This window comes from Pacificibacter sp. AS14, assembly GCF_038899935.1.
Classification (GTDB): Bacteria; Pseudomonadota; Alphaproteobacteria; order Rhodobacterales; family Rhodobacteraceae; genus Celeribacter.
Genome location: NZ_JBBMQI010000021.1, coordinates 1 through 18,556, shown reverse-complemented (window position 1 = coordinate 18,556; position 18,556 = coordinate 1). Strand labels below are relative to the sequence as shown.

Genomic DNA, 18,556 nt, shown 5'->3' with positions numbered 1-18,556 from the left:
AACATGCTCCACGAAGCGCCTGATCAATCCGTCCGAGCCCAAGTGCCCGGGCGGATTTTACTGTCCGACCCTGCGATAGCACGCATACCTAAAATCAAACAGGTTCTCTCTGCGGCTGGCTGGACACCCCATCGCAAGTCGCCCCAGCCCGATGATGCGCTCGCACTTATAGCAACAGCCCCCGCGCAAGACGCCCGAGCGGCTTGGATTGGGGCGGCATTCATTCCAGACCAGCCCTGCCCACAAGAGGCGCGCCCTGCCCCTGTGGGCATTGCTATTGACACCCGCGGCCCTGTTCATGATGCGCGCCAGCCGTCTGATCTTGAGATGATTTTGGCCAAACTGCCTTTGGACGATGCCGCCATCTTGGCCCGCGCGCGCCATGTGGCAGAACGCCTGCCGATATCGAAATTGTGTGAATATCCAGTGCTATGCAGCCAAGCTAAGCTGCCAAATGTTCCATATGTTCTCGTTTTAGATCAGCCCCAAAGCGACCCAACTTTGCCTACTGAGCCTAAAGCCACCAATGACCTGCGCGAAATGTTGGTGCTGGCGCATGAGGCGCATCCTCATGCCAACATCTTGGTCTATTCGCCCAATCGCGATGGCGCAGGATCTGTCGAGGGGCATTTTGACGGTGCCGATGCTTCGCCAAATATCACCATTTTCACCGATCCTGCCAATCCATGGGATCTGTTCGAGCTGGCCACAGCCGTGTACACCTTATCCTCTCCGCTCGGCTTTGATGCGATCCTTGCGGGGCACAAACCCTTTGTCTTTGGCCAGCCTTGGTACGCGGGCTGGGGCCTCACCCAAGATCAGACCCCGATCTATCGCCGCACACGCCAACTGACCCGCAGCCAACTCGTCGCCGGTGCCCTATTTCATTACTGTCAATGGTATGATCCCAAGGCCAAAACGCTCTGCGAGATCGAGCAAGCGTTGGCCATTCTTGAAGCCCGCAATCGCGCTGCCTTGGAAGACCAGAACGGCTATATCGCCTCTAATATTCTGCGCTGGAAACGTCCTCATATGCGGCGGTATTTCGGTCATAACGCGATCACCTTTAGCGATAAGACCGCTGAGATCGCGCGTGAAACCGACCTTGATCGCATTCATATGGCTTGGGGCGCGACAGCCAGTGACGCGCCCTTGCGTGTTGAGGACGGGTTCCTTAGATCGCGCGGCTTAGGCGCAGCACTGGTACGCCCGCTGTCTTTGATCGCCGATGACACAGGCCTATATTTCGATCCAACGCGCCCCTCGAAACTAGAGGCGTTCATTACGAAACGCGCCCAGTTGCCAGACCACGCGCGCGTTCGAATTGAACTGCTTATCGCCCGTCTCAATGCAGCAAAGCTCAGCAAATACAACGTCGGCCAAGGCTGCCCGCCCCTGCCAGAAGGCTATAAGATTTTGGTCGCGGGTCAGGTCGAAGACGATGCTTCGATCAAACTTGGCGCAGGCGAGATCACCACCAATCACGCGCTTTTATTGGCCGCGCGCGCGGCCCACCCTGAGGCGATGATCGTGTTTAAACCTCACCCCGATGTCGAAGCAGGCCTGCGGCGTGGCAAGGTGGAAAATGCAGCTGACATTGCCGATGTGATCGCTCATGAAGCCGACCCAATTGCGCTGATTGATGCCTGTGATGCTGTCTGGACCATGACCTCTTTGATTGGCTTCGAGTCCTTGATACGCGGCAAGCCCGTCACCTGTACTGGCGCGCCGTTTTACGCAGGTTGGGGCCTGACCACCGACCTTGGCAACACGCCGGCAAGGCGCGGCGCACAACCAAGCCTATTGGGCCTAGCCCATGCCACTTTGATCGATTACCCGCGCTATTTTGATCCCGACACCGGCGCGGCCATCGCGCCCGAACAGGCCATAGATGTCTTGCTGAAAGCTCCAAGCGGGCGCAGCAAATTAGCGCAATCTGCCTTGGCAAAATTGCGTCAATTGCGTGCAAAACATCTGGGGTTAGATCGCTAGTTTACGAACGACGCCAATGCGTTAAAGCGTCAGGGCCTAAGATTTCTGAATGGGTGACGTGATAGCGCTTTGCCTGTGCCAGACGGGTCAACCCAAAGCCACCAAGGCTTGGTGTGCCGTCCGCGCCAATGCCAAGCCCGGCCGTAAACAGCGCCACTTGATCCGCCAAATCGGCTTGCAAAAGCGACGCAGCCATTGCCCCGCCACCTTCGCAGAATACACGGGTCAGGCCTGCGTCGCCAAGCGTCATCAGCGCCGCTTTCGGGTCAAGCTGCCCTGCAATCAAAGGCACTTCAAACAAGCGTGCGCCCAAATCTTGCCAAGTGCGTTTCAAATCAATGTCAGCGCGCGGGCCATGGAGTAGCCACACAGGCACCTCACCCGCCGTACGCGCCAAATGCCCCGTCAAAGGCAAATCGAGCGCGCGCGACATCACCACGCGCACGGGCTGGCGATCAACGCCCAGATCCCGCACAGTCAAGCTAGGGTCATCAGCACGCGCTGTGCCTGCTCCTACCATCACGGCGTCATGATTGGCACGCATCGCGTGCACACGTCTGCGGGCTTGCGGCCCCGTGATCCACTGACTTTCACCTGTGGATGTCGCAATTCGACCATCCCATGAGGTGGCCAGTTTCAAGGTCACCATCGGGCGCCCTTCAGTTATACGCGTTAAAAATCCGATTTGCGCGGCCTGTGCCTCGGCTTGCAGCACGCCAAAATCAACCGCGATGCCAGCGGCGCGCAGCATATCCAAACCACGCCCGTTGACACGCGGATCAGGATCGCCAAGCGCCACCACAACGCGGGCCAGACCTGCGTCGATCAAGCCTTGGGCGCAGGGTGGGGTTTTTCCAGTATGCGAACAGGGCTCTAACGTGACATAGGCCGTGGCGCCGCGTGCCGCAGAACCTGCCTGTGCCAAAGCCATGGTTTCCGCATGCGGGCGCCCGCCATCTTGTGTCCAGCCGCGGCCAATCACACGATCCGAGACCCGACCAGATTTGACAATCACACAGCCCACTGACGGATTTGGCCAAGTGCGACCAAGACCACGCGCGCCCAAGGACAGCGCATGGCGCATGTGGCCCACGTCCTCAAAAAGATTCGACATGGTGACTTACTCTTCGCCTTCGGTGGGTGGGCGTAACTCGCTGACAAACTTGTCGAAATCGTCAGCCGCTTGGAAGTTTTTATACACGGATGCAAAGCGCACATAGGCCACCGTGTCGATCCGCGCGAGGCTTTCCATAACAATCGCACCGATATTTTTCGATGGAATGTCTGTTTCGCCCATGCTTTCCAAACGCCGCACGATACCTGAAATCATCTGATCCAAGCGTTCAGGCTCGATGGGCCGTTTTTGCGTTGCGATACGAATAGAGCGCTCAAGCTTACCGCGATCAAATTCTTCGCGGCGACCATTGGTTTTCACCACCACCAAGTCACGCAATTGCACACGTTCATAGGTTGTAAAGCGCCCTCCGCAGGCGGAACAAAATCGTCTGCGACGGATCGCGACGTGGTCCTCGGCCGGACGGCTATCTTTAACTTGTGTATCTACGTTACCGCAAAACGGACAGCGCATGGGCGTCCCCTTTTCTAAGTTTACTGCCTCGATCTCGTAGGATCTTTGCCCCACTTATCCACAGGTACTATAGGTCAGCCGCCACACATTGGGTAGATAGAAAATCAGCCACAAGATGTAGCCCAGCGATGCGTTGCCAAAGAGACTCAGCGCAGCATCGCAACGACCCGTCGCAGATGCGGACGGATGCGATGTTCGAAAAGGTACAATCCTTGCCAAGTTCCCAGTGTCATTCGACCAGAAATTACGGGAATACTTAAAGTTGTCGGCAACACAGCGCATTTGATATGTGCGGGCATATCGTCCGGCCCCTCATAAGTATGGGTCAAGTACCCCATGCTCGGGTCAGTCGTCGGCGGCACCAAGCGGTGAAAATAGGCCTGCAAATCGTCCTGTACTTCGGGGTCGGCATTTTCTTGGATCAGCAGGCTGGCAGAGGTGTGCTGCACCATCAGCGTCAACACCGCCTCCATTGGCCCCTCGCCCGCCACCCAAGTGCTGACGTGATCCGTGAATTCATAAAGGCCCGCCCCCCGCGTGGAAATTTCAAAGTAATGGTGACTCAAACGCTGTGCTCCCTTAGTGTTGCGACAATCATATGTGTTAACCTTAAGTGTTTGTGGCCCATATCAAAGGCCCGTCGAGCCGCGTTCAGAACCATCTTGTTTGAAAGTGATTTTATGATACGCGTTTTCGTCTTTTTCGTCCTTTCCGTCACGTTTCTAAACGGCTGTGTGTCCACGGATGATCAGGCCTCCCCCCCAACGACAACGATGGAAGCGCTCGCGCACGACTTGCAAATCCTTGGGGTAAAACCACGCTTCATTGCCCTGTTGGCCAAAGAAGGCGCACAGGCAGGCGTGCGCAGTTTTAGACCCCTGCCCAAGATCTATAATGTTGGGCGTACAGCTGGCAAAGCGCGCTTGTATGGTCTGACCAAGCGCAATGGTGTGGTCTATTTGGATACAGAAACCGACGCAGGCCGCACGCCGTTTATCATCTTGCATGAAATCAGCCACGCGGCCCATTACGGTGGGGCGTGCGGCGGGCATAACAGTCCTTGGGCCGATGATTTTGCAGCCCGTGCGGCAAGGTTTCAGGCGCAATTCCCGAACGCACGCTGGCTTGGTCAGCCCCCCGTGCAAATGGCCCGTGATTTGGCGCGCCAATATGGTGTTGGAAGTCATAAGTGCCCGTAATTCCGCTTAGCGTTCAAACGCGCTATTCGCAGGTCCCAGCCGACAAAACATCAGCCGTGTCTTTGCGGCAATAGCCTGCCTCTTCCATCGCGAACCTGAGCGTGTCCAAATCAGAAAAGCTGTCACCTGTACAGGTGAGCGAAGCCAATTCTTGTTCGCCGCGCAAGACCTCTAACCCGCTGCTTTGCGTCTGATCTATTTTGTCATAGGCGGCATAAAGCACGTAGGAAAACTGGCCGCTGGGCAGGGTGATCCTGTCCCAAATCGTGCGCCCGATCCCGTTCCACGGCTGCATGGTTATCGCGTCAAACCCGCGGGTCAGCTCAAGTTCGGGGGCCGCACTGGGACCAAACCGATAGGTCACGCTTTGGTCGTCCGTGGTCATGCACAGCTCGACCCGTTTGCTGCCTAAAGAACAAGAAAATAGCTCGATCTGATTGCCTGCGCAGACGGCCAACGCGGGTGCTGCAAAGGCCATCATCGCGGTGAACATGGCGACAGTTTTGAACGCTCGTTTCATGATGGGAACCTTACGCACGACACACAGGTGTGTGTGTCAATCAAAGACCCGATCGCCCATTTGGTCGATAAAGACTTTGGATTTGTTGATGCTGGCTTGAACCGCTTCGTCCTCGGACGCAAGCGTATCAACGCGCATCAGATTGTGTACTTTGACCTCGCCGTTGATGTCTTTTTCGATCCTTGCCGCAATGCGAAACCCGCCTTTGGCAGGGATAGGATCGGGGAAAATCAGGAAGTCTTTGTAGAGCTCTGGTTCAATATCTTTGACCTTAGGCTTGCCGCCAAAGAGTTTTGAGAGAAGTCCCATGTTGCTATGCCTCATGTCGTTTTGATTTAGGGGAGTGTGGCGTGTGTGGTGGCGAAGGGCAAGATAGCTATAACCACATCTAGTCAGATTAACGCTTAGGAAAAAGCCGCTCTTTTTGACGCCCCCAAAAACTGACCGCGCTCCTAAGCCTCAATTTAGATTCCCAGACACTAATCGTTTCGCCGCCTTTACGTTTAGATTGCATTTCCGCAAAGTGCTTTGCTTGCAACTTCTGTTTCTTATCACGATCCGCTTGTGTAGAAATTTCTGACTTGATGCTAGAATAACCACTGGCAATGTTCTTCCAATCGTCGCGCAACTTTTTCATTTGTTCTGCCATTTGCAACTCAGGCGAACGACTTCCCAGGCTCGACATATTTTTAAGACCCGTCAAATCAAAAGAATAAATTAAATTTTCACGCCGCTTGGATAAAGGATGCCGTTTCCAGCTTGTAGTGATGGTTGTTTTAAAGTCTTTGACCGCGTCGAAGTCGCTGGCGGAACTTGTGAGCGTCTGGCCCGGTCGGAGAATACTAATATTGCTAAATGGCGTATCCTCAGCTGCTTTAAGTTGATTATCCGGAATTGCAGGATCAAACGAAACTTGAATATCAAACGCAGGCGCATTGCCCGCATTGCACACAACCAAGTCCATATGCCGCAGGGACCACTGATTTATCTCTAACGAAGCAACGACTTGAGCTTGCGATGAGGCCTTTGCCATAGCGTTTGTAGCTCGCGCCAAAACCCAAGTAAGCACTGCCAAAACGATGGTAGCGATGGCAGTTACAACTGCCATCGCTGGCTCAGCCCATGTAGCTGTAAGGAGCCCATTGAAAAATTCTAGCGTTTTAGAAACGCTATCAGATATCAACAAACCTAGGTCCATTTACTGATCCAAGAAACTCCGCAGCTTGCGGCTGCGACTTGGGTGCTTCAATTTCCGCAAAGCCTTCGCCTCAATCTGACGAATACGTTCGCGGGTCACTGAGAACTGTTGGCCCACTTCTTCCAGCGTGTGGTCGGTGTTCATGCCGATGCCGAAACGCATCCGTAGGACCCGTTCTTCGCGTGGTGTGAGGGACGCCAGAACCCGTGTGGTGGTTTCTTTGAGGTTTTCCTGAATAGCGGAATCCAAAGGCAGGATCGCGTTCTTGTCCTCAATGAAATCGCCGAGTTGTGAATCTTCCTCGTCGCCAATGGGCGTTTCCAAAGAAATAGGCTCTTTGGCGATTTTCATCACTTTGCGGACTTTTTCCAAAGGCATTTGCAGTTTGGCTGCCAATTCCTCGGGTGTCGGTTCGCGGCCAATTTCGTGCAACATCTGACGGCCTGTGCGCACAAGTTTGTTGATCGTCTCGATCATGTGCACAGGAATACGGATGGTGCGCGCTTGGTCAGCGATAGAGCGCGTAATCGCTTGGCGGATCCACCACGTCGCGTAGGTCGAGAATTTGTACCCACGACGGTATTCAAACTTATCAACCGCTTTCATGAGGCCGATGTTGCCCTCTTGAATGAGATCGAGGAATTGAAGACCACGGTTGGTGTATTTCTTGGCGATGGAAATCACGAGACGCAAGTTGGCCTCGACCATTTCTTTTTTCGCCTGACGCGCTTCTTTTTCGCCTTTTTGCACCTGTTGAACGATGCGGCGGAATTCAGAGATATCAACACCAACGTATTGACCAACGATGGCCATTTCGCCGCGCAGTTCTTCGATTTTTGGCGTGAAACGCTCGATCAGCATCTGCCAACCGCGACCGGTTTTCTCGCCCATACGCTCAAGCCAGTTTGGATCAAGCTCAACACCACGGTAGGCGTCGACGAATTCACGACGGTTGATCCGCGCTTGGTCCGCGAGTTTCACCATGTTGGAATCGATGGACATGATACGACGGTTGATGCCGTAAAGCTGGTCGATCAAGGCTTCGATACGGTTGTTGTGCAGGTGAAGCGAGTTCACCAAAATCACGATTTCCGTGCGCAGCGCTTGGTATTCGGCCTCGTTGGCTTTCGAGAAAGACCCGTCTTCGTTCAAGGTCGCGGACATGCGCAAATCTTGCATTTCAGACAGACGCGCAAAGTCGTTGGAGATGTTCAAGAGCACTTCCAAAACCTGTGGTTTCAAAGCGGCTTCCATCGCGGCCAAAGACATGTTGGCTTGTTCGTCTTCATCGTCATCATCATCGTCAGAGACAATCGGGTTGCCATCGGCATCCAACTCAGGGGACGCAGCCTTTTCAGCTGCAGGGGCCGCAGCCGCGCCCGCAACACCAGGGGTCACAACGCCGCCGACAACGTTTTCTTCATCGTCGCCATCGATGCCTGTGCCAAAGGTGGCCTCAAGGTCGATCACGTCGCGCAGTAAAATGTCTTCGGTCAAAAGCTCGTCATGCCAGATCGTGATCGCTTGGAAGGTCAAAGGGCTTTCGCACAGACCGGCGATCATCGTGTTGCGACCAGCTTCGATCCGTTTGGCGATCGCGATTTCGCCTTCGCGCGACAACAGCTCAACAGAGCCCATCTCGCGCAGGTACATCCGCACAGGATCATCGGTGCGATCAAGCTTTTCGGTTTCAGAATTCGCCAAGGTGAGATCGCGGTTTGTATCCGCTTTCACCAGATCGCCACCGGCGATGACTTCTTCTTCTTCTTCGTCTTCGATAATATTGATGCCCATTTCAGACAGCATCGACATCACGTCTTCGATTTGCTCGGAGCTGACCTGTTCAGGTGGCAGAACTTTATTAAGCTGATCGTAAGTGATGTAGCCTTTCTCACGGGCTTCCGCGATCATCTTTTTGACCGCCGCTTGGCTCATATCGAGACCAACATCTGCTTCTGCGACGTCGGTTTTTTGATCGTCGTTGTCCTTAGCGGCCATCCGGCTCTCCTCAGTCGAAAACGTTTCCTGCGACCCACCTATCTAAAACAGGCGAATCAATGGCTTTACGAATCATGTCACGCGAATCAACGATTCGCCACCCGTTTACCCATATTTCCTTAACCGCCCCTGCACCAGAGGGTGCCGCGCGATGAGTTTTATATAGTTTAACGCAACCAAAAGGCTACTTAGCCCCACCTTGCGCGCCTTTTCCCTTTGAAATCCGCGCAATCAGATCATCCAAAGCGCGACGTTCGTCGCGTTTCATCTCAGCGCCATTGGCACCGATATCGTATTCAGCGCGGTCCTCTGCCTCGGCTTTGGTCGCACGATTGCGCGCCTCTGCGGCTTGCGCCAAGCGCCATGTGACGTTTTCATCATCCGCAGACACCATATCTAAGATGCCATCACTCAGTTCCGTCGAATAGCCGCGGCGCGCCTTGAGCTTGGCCAATTCTTCGGTCAGGCACATCTGCGCCGTCTCGACATCTGGGCGTTGCACTTGGGACGCGATTTGCACATGGGGATGCGCCATCAAACGATCAAGGGCTGGTTTGCCACAATCAGACAGAACCTTGTCCCATAGGGCTTGTGGATCGGTCTCATCGGCATGGGTCAGCAGCGCGTGAAGTAGGCTGGCGTGCTCGGCGTTGGCGGGATGCAGCGCCTCGAGCCGTGCATCAAATTCAAGGATTACGGATGGATTGCGCAGCGCCGTGGCCAAGATCACCGCCTCGCGCAGAAAATCCACATAGCTGTCATCAGACGAAGCTATAAGCGAGGTTTTGGTCGAAAGCACAGGCACGGCAGGCAATTTGAACGACTTGGTTTTGGGGTCCCATTCGCGTTTGGGGCGCGCCTCGAAATCGTTTTTGCGCTTGCCGCCTGCCCTGTCATGTCCAGCTTCGTCACGCCCAGCGCCGCCAGTGCCCCCGTTTTGGCCAGACCCACTGTTTTGGCCAGACCCAGAAGGCGCATCATTGTAGCGTTCATCATACCCCGCATCATAGCCGCCGTGATCCATGCCCGCATATCCCGCGTCATAGCTGGGGGGCGGTGGCGCGGCGAAATCTGGCACCATGGCAAAAGGATCGCTGCCTTGGTCCAACTCGCTTTGCGTGCGTTTGGATTGAAACAGCTCGAACCGCATGTCTTTGAGAATTTCACCGTAATGGCGTTTGATCGAGCGATCTTTGATCGGGGTGATGGCATCGCGCAGCGCTTTGTCCAAGGACGCGCGGCGCTCAGGACTGTCGAACACTTTGCCCTCGGTTTCGCGCTGCCACAGCAAAGCGACCATGGGCACAGCGGCCATCAACACGGCGCGCATCCCTGCGCGACCTTCGGCTTTGATCAGGTCATCTGGGTCTTTGCCTTCGGGCATAATGGCAAAGCGCAGGGATTTTCCGGCCTCGAGCAAAGGCATCGCCAGATCGATCACCCGCATGGCAGCGCGCAAGCCTGCTTTGTCGCCATCTAGTGCGATCACCGGTTCAGGATGCATCCGCCACATCAGTTGCAATTGGCGCTCTGTCACGGCAGTCCCCAGTGGGGCCACTGTGGCCTCAAACCCAGCTTCTGACAGAGCAATGACATCCATATAGCCTTCGGCCACAACCAAAGTTTGGCCTTTGCCGCAGGCCGTGCGCGCGCCGCCGTGGTTGTAAAGCGCAGCCCCCTTGTCGAACAACAGCCGCTCTGGACCATTCAGATATTTCGCCCGCGCGTTCGGATCCATCGAGCGCCCGCCGAATGAAATGGCGCGGCCTCTTGCGTCACGAATGGGGAAAATAATGCGGTCGCGGTAAAAATCGTACGCCCCGCGCCCATCGTCAGGCTTGGCCGCGACGCCCGCCTCGATGGCCATCTCTTCTGAGACACCATTGGCTTTGAGATGCGCCAGCAATGCATTGCCGTTTGGCGCATAGCCGATCTCGAACCGGTCCCGCGTGGCCTCTGACATGCCGCGCCCGTCCAGATAATCGCGCGCAGACCCACCGCTGGCTTGGGACAAGGACATGCGAAAGAACCGCACGGCGGCCTCAGTGACCTTGGCCAGTTCAGTGCGTTTGTCGGATTTTTCTTGCGCCACAGGATCGCGTGCAGGCATCGGCATGCCCACTTCGCCCGCCAAAATTTCGACCGCTTCCATAAAACTGGCGTTTTCGGTTTCGCGGATAAAGGAAATCGCATCGCCTTTTGCGTGGCAGCCAAAGCAATAGTAAAAGCCTTGTTTGTCATCGACGTGAAAGGAGGCGGATTTTTCTTGGTGAAACGGGCACGGCGCCCACATGTCACCTTTGCCTTGGTTGGATTTGCGCGCGTCCCACATGACTTTGCGTCCGACCACTTGGGTCAGGGAACTTCTGGCGCGCAGTTCATCTAGGAATCCGGGTGGCAATGACATGGACATATTATCTGCGCCCGCGTCGCCAGAGTCCAGCGCGGCTCTGCGTCTTTGCGCTGAGAACCGCGCCCCTCAGCTGCCCAGTTTGAAGACGGCAGCATGTCTTTCAAATGACAGGCTGAAACGTGGTCATGAAGTATGGCCAATTGGTTAACATGGCCTTGCCAGTCGGCGCCAATGCGCGCCCGCAAGACGTCGACGATTCGTGTGTTGATTCGTAATTTGGCAAGGTGCACCGCCACAACGCGGCGCCCAAGTGTCGACAGTATGGCTTTAATATGATGCCCCAAACGCTTTGTGGCACCCTTATGTTCAATGGAAAGCAAAAATGAACATAAGTTCTAAAAATGAATAAATATCCACGAAAATAGCACAGAGTCAGTGGGTTTCGTTTTACTTTGTTAACGCCATAAGCGATATTGGCGTGTCGATGTGGGCCTTAAGCAAGCCTGTGAAGCATCGGCATTTGGGAAATGGGGGCACCACAACACAATATTAGTTGGTGCGACAATGTTTGGGACGACACAGAGAACTCGGGGCACCGCTCATAAAGCGCGTTCAGCCAAGACACGTGAATGGTGTCAGGCTGGAGTGAACCGAACCAAGTCAATCGCGCGCCTTTATGCGCGGAACGAAGATGGATCTCTCATCATCTTCGGGCTTTTTACGTTTGTAATCATTATGGTCCTGACGGGCATCGGTGTGGACATTGCGCGCCACGAAACGCTGCGCACCGAGTTGCAAGGCACAGCCGACCGCGCCGTTTTGGCCGCAGCCAACAGTTCATCAACAGACGATGCCACAGCCGTTGTCGAAGATTATTTTGAAAAGGCAGGCTTATCGAGCTACCTGTCAACCGTTGACGTCGAAAGCGCGGGCTCGGGCTCAAGCGTGACCGTAACCGTTGATGCCAGTTTTTCGACCTATTTTTTGCACTTCGCGGGTTTGGACACCTTAGAGCTCAACACCTACAGCACCGCCGAGCAAGGCATGACCGAGCTTGAGGTTGCGCTGGTGCTCGATGTGTCTGGCTCTATGGGCAATGATGACAAATTGACAAATTTGGCGACCGCAGGTGCAGAGTTTGCAGAAACTGTATTCGACAACTCTGAAGAAGATTCAGCGACCATATCGGTTATCCCTTATGCGACGCAGGTCAATGTTGGTTCAATCATCGCATCGCAATTCTCGCTCGAAGACAGCCACGATTCCTCTTACTGTTTCAACTTTACTGAGGATGATTTTTCATCAAACACGGTCGATTTGATCACGGATGATGACCCAGAGTCCTACGTCCAGACGGCCAATTTTGATCCTTGGTACTACAACGACACATACGTATACGCGGATGCAGAGTTGTCGATGGTGGTGTGCAACCCCGACGAAAACAACCAAGTGTTGCCCTTCTCGACCACTTATACTGAGGTCTCTGACAAAATTGCAGGGCTCACGGATGACGGCAACACATCCATCGATGTCGGCGTTAAATGGGGCATGACCTTTTTGGACCCATCCTTTCAAGACGTGACAACGGAATTGATTGCCCAAGGCGAAATCGATGCGTCAAACGCAGGTCGCCCCGTTGAGTATTCTGACACCGCGCTCAAAGTGATGGTGGTGATGACGGACGGCACGCATACATCGCAGTTCTATATCCCTGATGAGTACCGCTCTGGTGAATCAGACATTTACATTGATGCAGACACAGACCGCGTATCTTTCGCTGCCGATTATGAAGAGTGCACAACGACAACATCGACCTCCTCTGGCCGTCGGGGGAGAACGACCTCGACAACAACCTGCGAAGACGTGGACGGTTACTACGCACCCTACGACGAAGAGTATTACGACGCCCCCTATGGTGGATGGGATGACGTACGCCTGTTGGATTGGTCTGAAGTTTGGGATCGCTACACCATCAAGTCCCACGCCTACATGCGTTACGACGAATCTGGCGATTCAGACGATTACTACGACTGGATTGACTACACATACGCGTATGTCGACGACGACGACAAAGACGACCGTTTGTCAGACGCCTGCGATGCCGCGAAAGCCGAAGGTATTATCATTTTCACGATCGGCTTTGAGGCCCCTGACGATGCCGAAGAAATACTGGAAGACTGCGCCTCATCCTCATCGCATTACATAGATGTCGACGGTCTTGATGTGACGGACGCCTTTGCAGCTATCGCGACAAAAATCACCGAATTGAGGTTGGTTGAATGAATATGTTTTCGCGCCTAAAGCGGCTCACAAGACGTCATGCGCAAGACGATAGCGGGGCCACCTCGACCATCGAATTTTGTCTCCTGTTCCCGATTTTCATCTTTGTCATGATGGGGGGATACGAAATCGGCTATTACACTGTGTCCTCGACAATGTTGGACCGCGGTTTAGATTTAGCCGTGCGTGATGTACGTTTGGGGATCATGGACGAGGTTGACTTGGACACGATGAAAAGCAGCGTTTGCACCTATGCGACCTATGTCAGAAACTGTTCAGACAACATCAAGATCGCACTTGAACCTGTTGACGCATCCGACTTTGATGCGCCCACGACCTATGCGGAGTGTATTGACCGATCTGCCGAAGTGGATGTTTCCACGACATTTACAGATGGCAGCGAAAACGAGCTGATGTTGGTCCGTGTTTGTGTGAATGTTGACCCTATTTTTCCAACAACTTGGCTGGGTGCACAACTCGAGTCCTATGAAGGTTCTGGTTACGCTATGGTGTCGACCTCAGCTTTCGTTAATGAACCAAACACATAAGGGCGTAGCAGCATGACATATTTCCGCACACTCACGCAGCGCGCCGTCTGTTTCGCCCGCCGCTATAAAAACAATACCCAAGGTTCCATGAGCATCGAAGCTGTTTTGACGCTGCCCCTCCTCTTGTTGGGGTTGCTTTTTTCCTACACTTATTTCGCTGCGTTTCAGGTCAAAAGCACGGCCAACAAAGCCGCCTATACGGTCTCAGACTATATGTCGCGCCAAACGGATTCCATCGACTCTGATTTCATCGAAGGTTTGGCCAGCATTTACGGTTTTTTAACCAACACGGGGACTTATACCCTGCGCGTCTCGTCTGTGACATGGTCAGAAACCGACGGGGATGGTGCATACGAACTCGAGTGGTCCTATGCTGCCGACAGCGGCGACGCTCTCACCGATGAAACCCTCTCAGACATCGAGGACAGCATACCGTCTTTGACCAGTGGTGAAACTGTGCTGATTGTAGAAACAACCACAGACTGGGCGCCGATCTTTGAGGTCGGGCTCGACAGTGTGACGTTTTCTGATTTCGTCGCCACCAAGCCACGCTATGCAACGCAAGTGACGTTCGACGATAGCTAACACAGGTGCGGCAGTTGTTTTGCGACACTGTGCTCTGAAAGAAATGCGCTCTGAAAGAACTGAGCTCTGGCAAAAATGAGCCCAGACAGAACAGTCGGACGCGCCGTCGAAAGCTCAAAAAAAATGGCCGTCTCAGTCGAGGCGGCCATTGTTCATGTGGATGGGTGTAACGACACTCGCCTGCGATGTTGCCGACAGGCTTACGTCTCGGCTTGCTCGTCCAGGCGTCTGTGCACAACACGCGCGGCCAAAACATCCGCCATCGCTTTGCCAGCCCCAGGCGACGTGACGCCACCGACGCCGATGCGACGCCCAAGACGCCACCACAGACCAGGTGCCCAGCCGCGGCGCGACGGCATATTGTCATTCAGCACAATCACAAATCCGTTGGACGGCTTAAACGCGAACGCGCCGCGCTGCACGTGATGAATGTCGTCGATCTGGCACAGCACTCGACCGCCCTCTTCGCGGACATCTTCGGCCGTCATCAAAATATCGCGCGAGGTGGATACCCAAAGACGGTAGGTGCCATATAAAAGCACCGCCCCCATGGCGAGCAAAAACACCTTGCCGATCAACGCCACGGGTGGTGTCGTCAGCAAAATCCAAAAATGGATCAAGCCCAAGCCCCCCAATGTCACAACTGCAAACACCCGCCGAGGCATCGTCGCTGGCAACGCGAATACTTTCTCTTCGGGTTGATGCTCTGCAGACATCGCCTTGTAGCCGTCTTCATTTTGGTCGCTCATGAGACCCTCCTCAAAAGATGTGCCGCGTTAAAATCTTTCAACTGCCTAGCGTGCAGCGACGCAAACGAAAAGCGAAAACCGGCCCAAGCCCAGTTTGCGCCCAAGCTCAGCCCCAGTTCCATCCGGTTTTACGGCCGTGACGCATTGCTCCCCTGTCATGCGCAAGATAAGGTCTCAATAATTTTGTCCACCTCGAAAGTCCTTGTTATGTGCCGCTCATATATCAGCTTGCAGTCTGCATCAGCATGCCCCGTCAGGCGCGCCTTGGCCGTGGCTGTTGTCTGCGCGGCTCTCATCGGCTGCACATCGCCCCCAGACTTACAAGGGCGTGTCGCGAAAGCTGACAGCACAAGCCCTTGGCCCACACTGTTCACCACCGCGCAATTGGCACAATCGGTTACACCAGCTCTGACCGGGGCCAACACCGGCACGCAAGCCACCGCAATCTTGGCCGCGCGCGCCGCTGCCCTACGCGCCCGTGCTCGTGGACTGTCAGCGCCGGTTCTGGACAGTGCCTCACGAAAGCGCCTTTTGGCCGCTGTCGCGCGCCATCCCTAACCTGCCCGCGCCATACAAGCCTTAAGCCCTCATTTGTGGTCGCGCAGACGCTGCGGCTTCCCTCGCATTCAGTTGCACAGGCCCGCAGAAGTCGATAACAGACGTGCAAGTTAAATTTCATCGTTTGGAGCGCATCATGCCCGCAGAAAACCTCGCCAAAGCCCCCCTTCGTCTCGGAATTGCAGGATTGGGCACGGTCGGCATGGGCGTGGTCAAAATCGTGCAAGAAAAAGCCGATCTTTTGGCGCTACGCACAGGCCGCGACGTGGTTATTTCCGCAGTCTCAGCGCGCTCGAAATCCAAAGATCGCGGCTATGATCTGTCTGGCTACGCTTGGGAAGACGATCCCGTCGCCTTGGCCAAACGCGATGACGTTGATGTGTTTGTCGAGCTTATGGGCGGCGATTCTGGCCCCGCCAAAACCGCAACAGAAGCCGCTTTAGCCCTTGGCAAAGATGTGGTCACCGCCAACAAAGCACTCTTGGCGCATCACGGTCAGGCTTTGGCTGAAACAGCCGAAGAAAATGGCGCAGTTTTGCGCTTTGAAGCGGCCGTTGCTGGCGGCATCCCCGTGATGAAAACCCTCACCGAAGGGCTGGCCGGCAATGGCATCACCCGCATCATGGGTGTGATGAACGGCACCTGCAATTACATCCTCACCCGTATGCAAGCCACCGGCCAAGGTTATAACGCCCTGTTCGATGAATGTGCGCGTCTGGGATACCTCGAGGCCGATCCGCAGCTTGACGTAGGCGGCATTGATGCGGGCCACAAACTGTCGCTTTTGGCCTCTGTCGCCTTTGGCACGAAAGTCAATTTTGCCGCCGTGGAATTGGAAGGCATCGAACGCATCACCAATGAAGACATCGCCCATGCTGCCGATATGGGTTATAAAATCAAACTCTTAGGCGTAACGCAAATGTCTGGCCGCGGCCTAGAACAGCGCATGACACCCTGTCTTGTGCCTGATACATCGCCTTTGGGGCAGCTCGATGGCGGCACCAATATGGTGGTGTTGGAAGGCGATGAAGTGGGTCAAATTGTGTTGCGCGGGGCTGGCGCTGGCATGGGGCCGACGGCTTCCGCTGTGATGTCCGACATCTTGGATATCGCGCGCGGCACGCGGATCACCACATTCGGTCAACCTGCTGCCACTCTGATTGACGCCACCCCAGCGGTTGCCGCCACCCCTGCGCCTTATTACTTGCGGCTGGCACTTGTCGACAAACCGGGTGCCATGGCAAAAATCACCAGCGCCTTGGGCGATGCAGGCGTGTCTATCGACCAAATGCGTCAATACGGCCAAACCGACAACGCCGATGTCGCCCCCGTTTTGATCGTCACCGATCCAACCCCGCGCAGCGGTTTGGATGCTGCGATCGAGACAATGCAAGCCACAGGTGTTCTGGTCTCAGACCCCGTCGCGATCCGTATTGAGATGGTCTAGGGTTTCTTATTCGGCGCGCGCTTTGAACACGCGCGCCAAAGACCTGATCTGGCATCAAGGGTATCTTTGCCCGCTTAAAGCGAAGGTCCGTTACGGCAGACGTCAAGGTCTGCTCTAAGGTCTGCTCTGCGGACGAAGCGTAAATTCGCTGCGGCTGCGCCAATGTCCGCAAAGAAATGGACCGCCTATGATATGACAGCTCGTCGGGGTCTCATCCTGTTTAGTTGAAGCAGCAGCAAAAACGCCGTCAGTCCCAGAACACCCAATACAGCAAATACCGCTTCGGGACCGATGTATCCTAGAAGCATTGCCAGGACAGGGGCGGCGAGCGCGTTAATCAAATTCATCGGAAGCGCGATGGTGGCCATCGCTGCAGCGTAGTTCGACGTGTCATAGAAAACCAAGGGCATGGTCGCGCGCGCAACGGCAAAGGCACCGCTGCCGATGCCGAACAGTACAAGATAGCCCGTCACCGACACGATACCTGCGCCGCCGATCCAAATAACGCCCAGTCCAAACGGGATCATCGCGCCGCAAACCAGTGCTGTGGACAGACCATCCCATTTTTTCCCACCAAGTAAGTCGATGCATCGCCCCCCGACCTTGAATGCTCCGAGGAGCGAAGCCACTGCGACCGCCCCGCCCATGGTCATTCCCATGGCCCGCATGAGCTCGATGCCCACCGCCTCGACCCCGAAGGTGACAAAACTGTTCAATGTGATTGCCGCTACGAGGAAGAAAAACACGCGCCCCATACGGCGTTCTCCCTGAATACCCGTTGCAGTTGGTGCGCCCTCGGTAGCTGGCAGGCCGAACCAGATGCCCGGCCCCACAAAACAAATCATAAGCACCGCATAGATGGCGAGGGTATCGCGCCAGCCTACCAGATGGTCCAGAAAGGCGGTCAGCGGCAGGAATACACTTCCGGCCAGCCCTGTGGCCAGCATCAGCGTCCCGATGAAGCCGCGGGCGCGGTGCCCGGCATATTCGGCAAGATAGGCGTAAGCAGAGGTGGTCAGAAACATTGCGGCACCCAGACCGGTGAGCGCCCAGGCAGCCCAGTAGAAGGGCAGGTCGGGCGAAAGCGCAACGGCACCGAGGCCTAGCCCCACGACACCGGCCCCTATCGACATTACCCGTTGCGTACCGAACCTGCGAAACCCCCGACCCGCAAGGGGTGCGACAATGGCCATGGCAACAAACATGACTGAGCTCCCAAGAAAAGCCGTAGGCAGGCTGGTTTCCAGCTCCTCTGCAACCGCTTGCGCGATCACTGGCAAGACGCTCACGACTCCCCAACCGAGAATTTGGGTAAGGGCTAGAATTGAAAGGGCAGTTACTTGTTGGCGCATCGTATCTGCGTAATAGAATGATGTGACACTGGTGTAATGCCAGAGGGAATTCCTCTCGACGATGATAGTTTCAAAGCAGACCTTCATCCCCTCGTGCGGCAAACAACACCAAGGGCGGTGGCCTCAACTGGTCGGCGCAACACTTTAATCTTTAGGAAGAGATGGAGTGTTTTAAATGAAGTACCGTAC

General features: G+C 55.0%; 17 protein-coding genes. 7 read left to right on the top strand and 10 right to left on the bottom strand.

Features of this window, described 5'->3' with window-relative positions; all coding sequences use genetic code 11:
• The first annotated feature begins 3 nt into the window (after positions 1-3).
• On the top strand, positions 4-1,992 hold the full coding sequence (locus WNY38_RS15870) for a capsular polysaccharide biosynthesis protein (RefSeq protein WP_342858337.1): 1,989 nt from the start codon (positions 4-6) through the stop codon (positions 1,990-1,992).
• Between the two features lies 1 nt (position 1,993).
• Here the strand turns inward: WNY38_RS15870 and ribD are convergent, their stop codons facing one another.
• The 3 genes from ribD to WNY38_RS15855 form a co-directional block, all read right to left on the bottom strand.
• Positions 1,994-3,106, bottom strand: a complete 1,113-nt coding sequence (ribD, locus tag WNY38_RS15865) for a bifunctional diaminohydroxyphosphoribosylaminopyrimidine deaminase/5-amino-6-(5-phosphoribosylamino)uracil reductase RibD (RefSeq protein ID WP_342858336.1) — start codon at positions 3,104-3,106, stop codon at positions 1,994-1,996.
• A gap of 6 nt (positions 3,107-3,112) precedes the next feature.
• Positions 3,113-3,580: a transcriptional regulator NrdR gene (gene nrdR, locus WNY38_RS15860; RefSeq protein ID WP_342858335.1), complete on the bottom strand. Its 468-nt coding sequence runs from the start codon at positions 3,578-3,580 to the stop codon at positions 3,113-3,115.
• 146 nt (positions 3,581-3,726) lie between these two features.
• Entirely contained in the window at positions 3,727-4,146 is a 420-nt protein-coding gene (locus WNY38_RS15855) for a secondary thiamine-phosphate synthase enzyme YjbQ (protein WP_342858334.1), read from the bottom strand.
• 114 nt (positions 4,147-4,260) lie between these two features.
• Between WNY38_RS15855 and WNY38_RS15850 the strand changes: the two genes are divergently transcribed.
• Positions 4,261-4,779 (top strand): hypothetical protein, encoded by a 519-nt coding sequence (locus WNY38_RS15850; RefSeq protein WP_342858333.1) that lies wholly within the window; start codon positions 4,261-4,263, stop codon positions 4,777-4,779.
• Positions 4,780-4,801: 22 nt separating this feature from the next.
• On the opposite strand, the gene WNY38_RS15845 is transcribed toward WNY38_RS15850, so the two are convergent.
• The 5 genes from WNY38_RS15845 to dnaG form a co-directional block, all read right to left on the bottom strand.
• The gene (locus WNY38_RS15845) at positions 4,802-5,299 is read right to left on the bottom strand and encodes a hypothetical protein (RefSeq protein WP_342858332.1); all 498 of its coding nucleotides are present in this window, start codon (positions 5,297-5,299) and stop codon (positions 4,802-4,804) included.
• Between the two features lie 36 nt (positions 5,300-5,335).
• Complete coding sequence (locus WNY38_RS15840) at positions 5,336-5,608, bottom strand: HlyU family transcriptional regulator (protein WP_342858331.1); 273 nt, start codon at positions 5,606-5,608, stop codon at positions 5,336-5,338.
• Between the two features lie 88 nt (positions 5,609-5,696).
• Positions 5,697-6,497, bottom strand: coding sequence for a hypothetical protein (locus WNY38_RS15835; protein ID WP_342858330.1), 801 nt, complete (start codon positions 6,495-6,497; stop codon positions 5,697-5,699).
• On the bottom strand, positions 6,498-8,495 hold the full coding sequence (rpoD, locus tag WNY38_RS15830; RefSeq protein WP_342858329.1) for an RNA polymerase sigma factor RpoD: 1,998 nt from the start codon (positions 8,493-8,495) through the stop codon (positions 6,498-6,500).
• Positions 8,496-8,679: 184 nt separating this feature from the next.
• Positions 8,680-10,902, bottom strand: a complete 2,223-nt coding sequence (gene dnaG / locus WNY38_RS15825) for a DNA primase (protein ID WP_342858389.1) — start codon at positions 10,900-10,902, stop codon at positions 8,680-8,682.
• A 591-nt stretch (positions 10,903-11,493) separates the two neighbouring features.
• Between dnaG and WNY38_RS15820 the strand changes: the two genes are divergently transcribed.
• Genes WNY38_RS15820 through WNY38_RS15810 form a run of 3 tightly spaced genes read left to right on the top strand, consistent with a single transcriptional unit; the run spans position 11,494 to position 14,261 of the window.
• Positions 11,494-13,131 carry a pilus assembly protein TadG-related protein gene (locus WNY38_RS15820; RefSeq protein ID WP_342858328.1) on the top strand — a complete coding sequence of 546 codons (1,638 nt, stop codon included), beginning with the start codon at positions 11,494-11,496 and terminating at the stop codon, positions 13,129-13,131.
• Positions 13,128-13,676, top strand: a complete 549-nt coding sequence (locus WNY38_RS15815) for a TadE family protein (protein ID WP_342858327.1) — start codon at positions 13,128-13,130, stop codon at positions 13,674-13,676. The genes WNY38_RS15820 and WNY38_RS15815 overlap by 4 nt, the downstream gene beginning before the upstream one ends.
• Positions 13,677-13,688: 12 nt before the next feature.
• Positions 13,689-14,261, top strand: a complete 573-nt coding sequence (locus WNY38_RS15810) for a TadE/TadG family type IV pilus assembly protein (protein ID WP_342858326.1) — start codon at positions 13,689-13,691, stop codon at positions 14,259-14,261.
• A 200-nt stretch (positions 14,262-14,461) separates the two neighbouring features.
• Here WNY38_RS15810 and WNY38_RS15805 read toward each other — a convergent pair whose 3' ends face one another.
• Positions 14,462-15,010 (bottom strand): hypothetical protein, encoded by a 549-nt coding sequence (locus WNY38_RS15805; protein ID WP_342858325.1) that lies wholly within the window; start codon positions 15,008-15,010, stop codon positions 14,462-14,464.
• 270 nt (positions 15,011-15,280) lie between these two features.
• On the opposite strand from WNY38_RS15805, the gene WNY38_RS15800 reads away from it, so the two are divergent.
• Together WNY38_RS15800 and WNY38_RS15795 are read left to right on the top strand one after the other, a co-directional pair.
• A complete protein-coding gene (locus WNY38_RS15800) occupies positions 15,281-15,568 on the top strand; it encodes a hypothetical protein (RefSeq protein ID WP_342858324.1) in 288 nt (95 codons plus the stop codon).
• Positions 15,569-15,704: 136 nt separating this feature from the next.
• Positions 15,705-17,015, top strand: a complete 1,311-nt coding sequence (locus tag WNY38_RS15795) for a homoserine dehydrogenase (protein WP_342858323.1) — start codon at positions 15,705-15,707, stop codon at positions 17,013-17,015.
• Between the two features lie 185 nt (positions 17,016-17,200).
• Here WNY38_RS15795 and WNY38_RS15790 read toward each other — a convergent pair whose 3' ends face one another.
• Positions 17,201-18,454 (bottom strand): MFS transporter, encoded by a 1,254-nt coding sequence (locus WNY38_RS15790; protein WP_342858322.1) that lies wholly within the window; start codon positions 18,452-18,454, stop codon positions 17,201-17,203.
• Between the last annotated feature and the right edge of the window lie 102 nt (positions 18,455-18,556).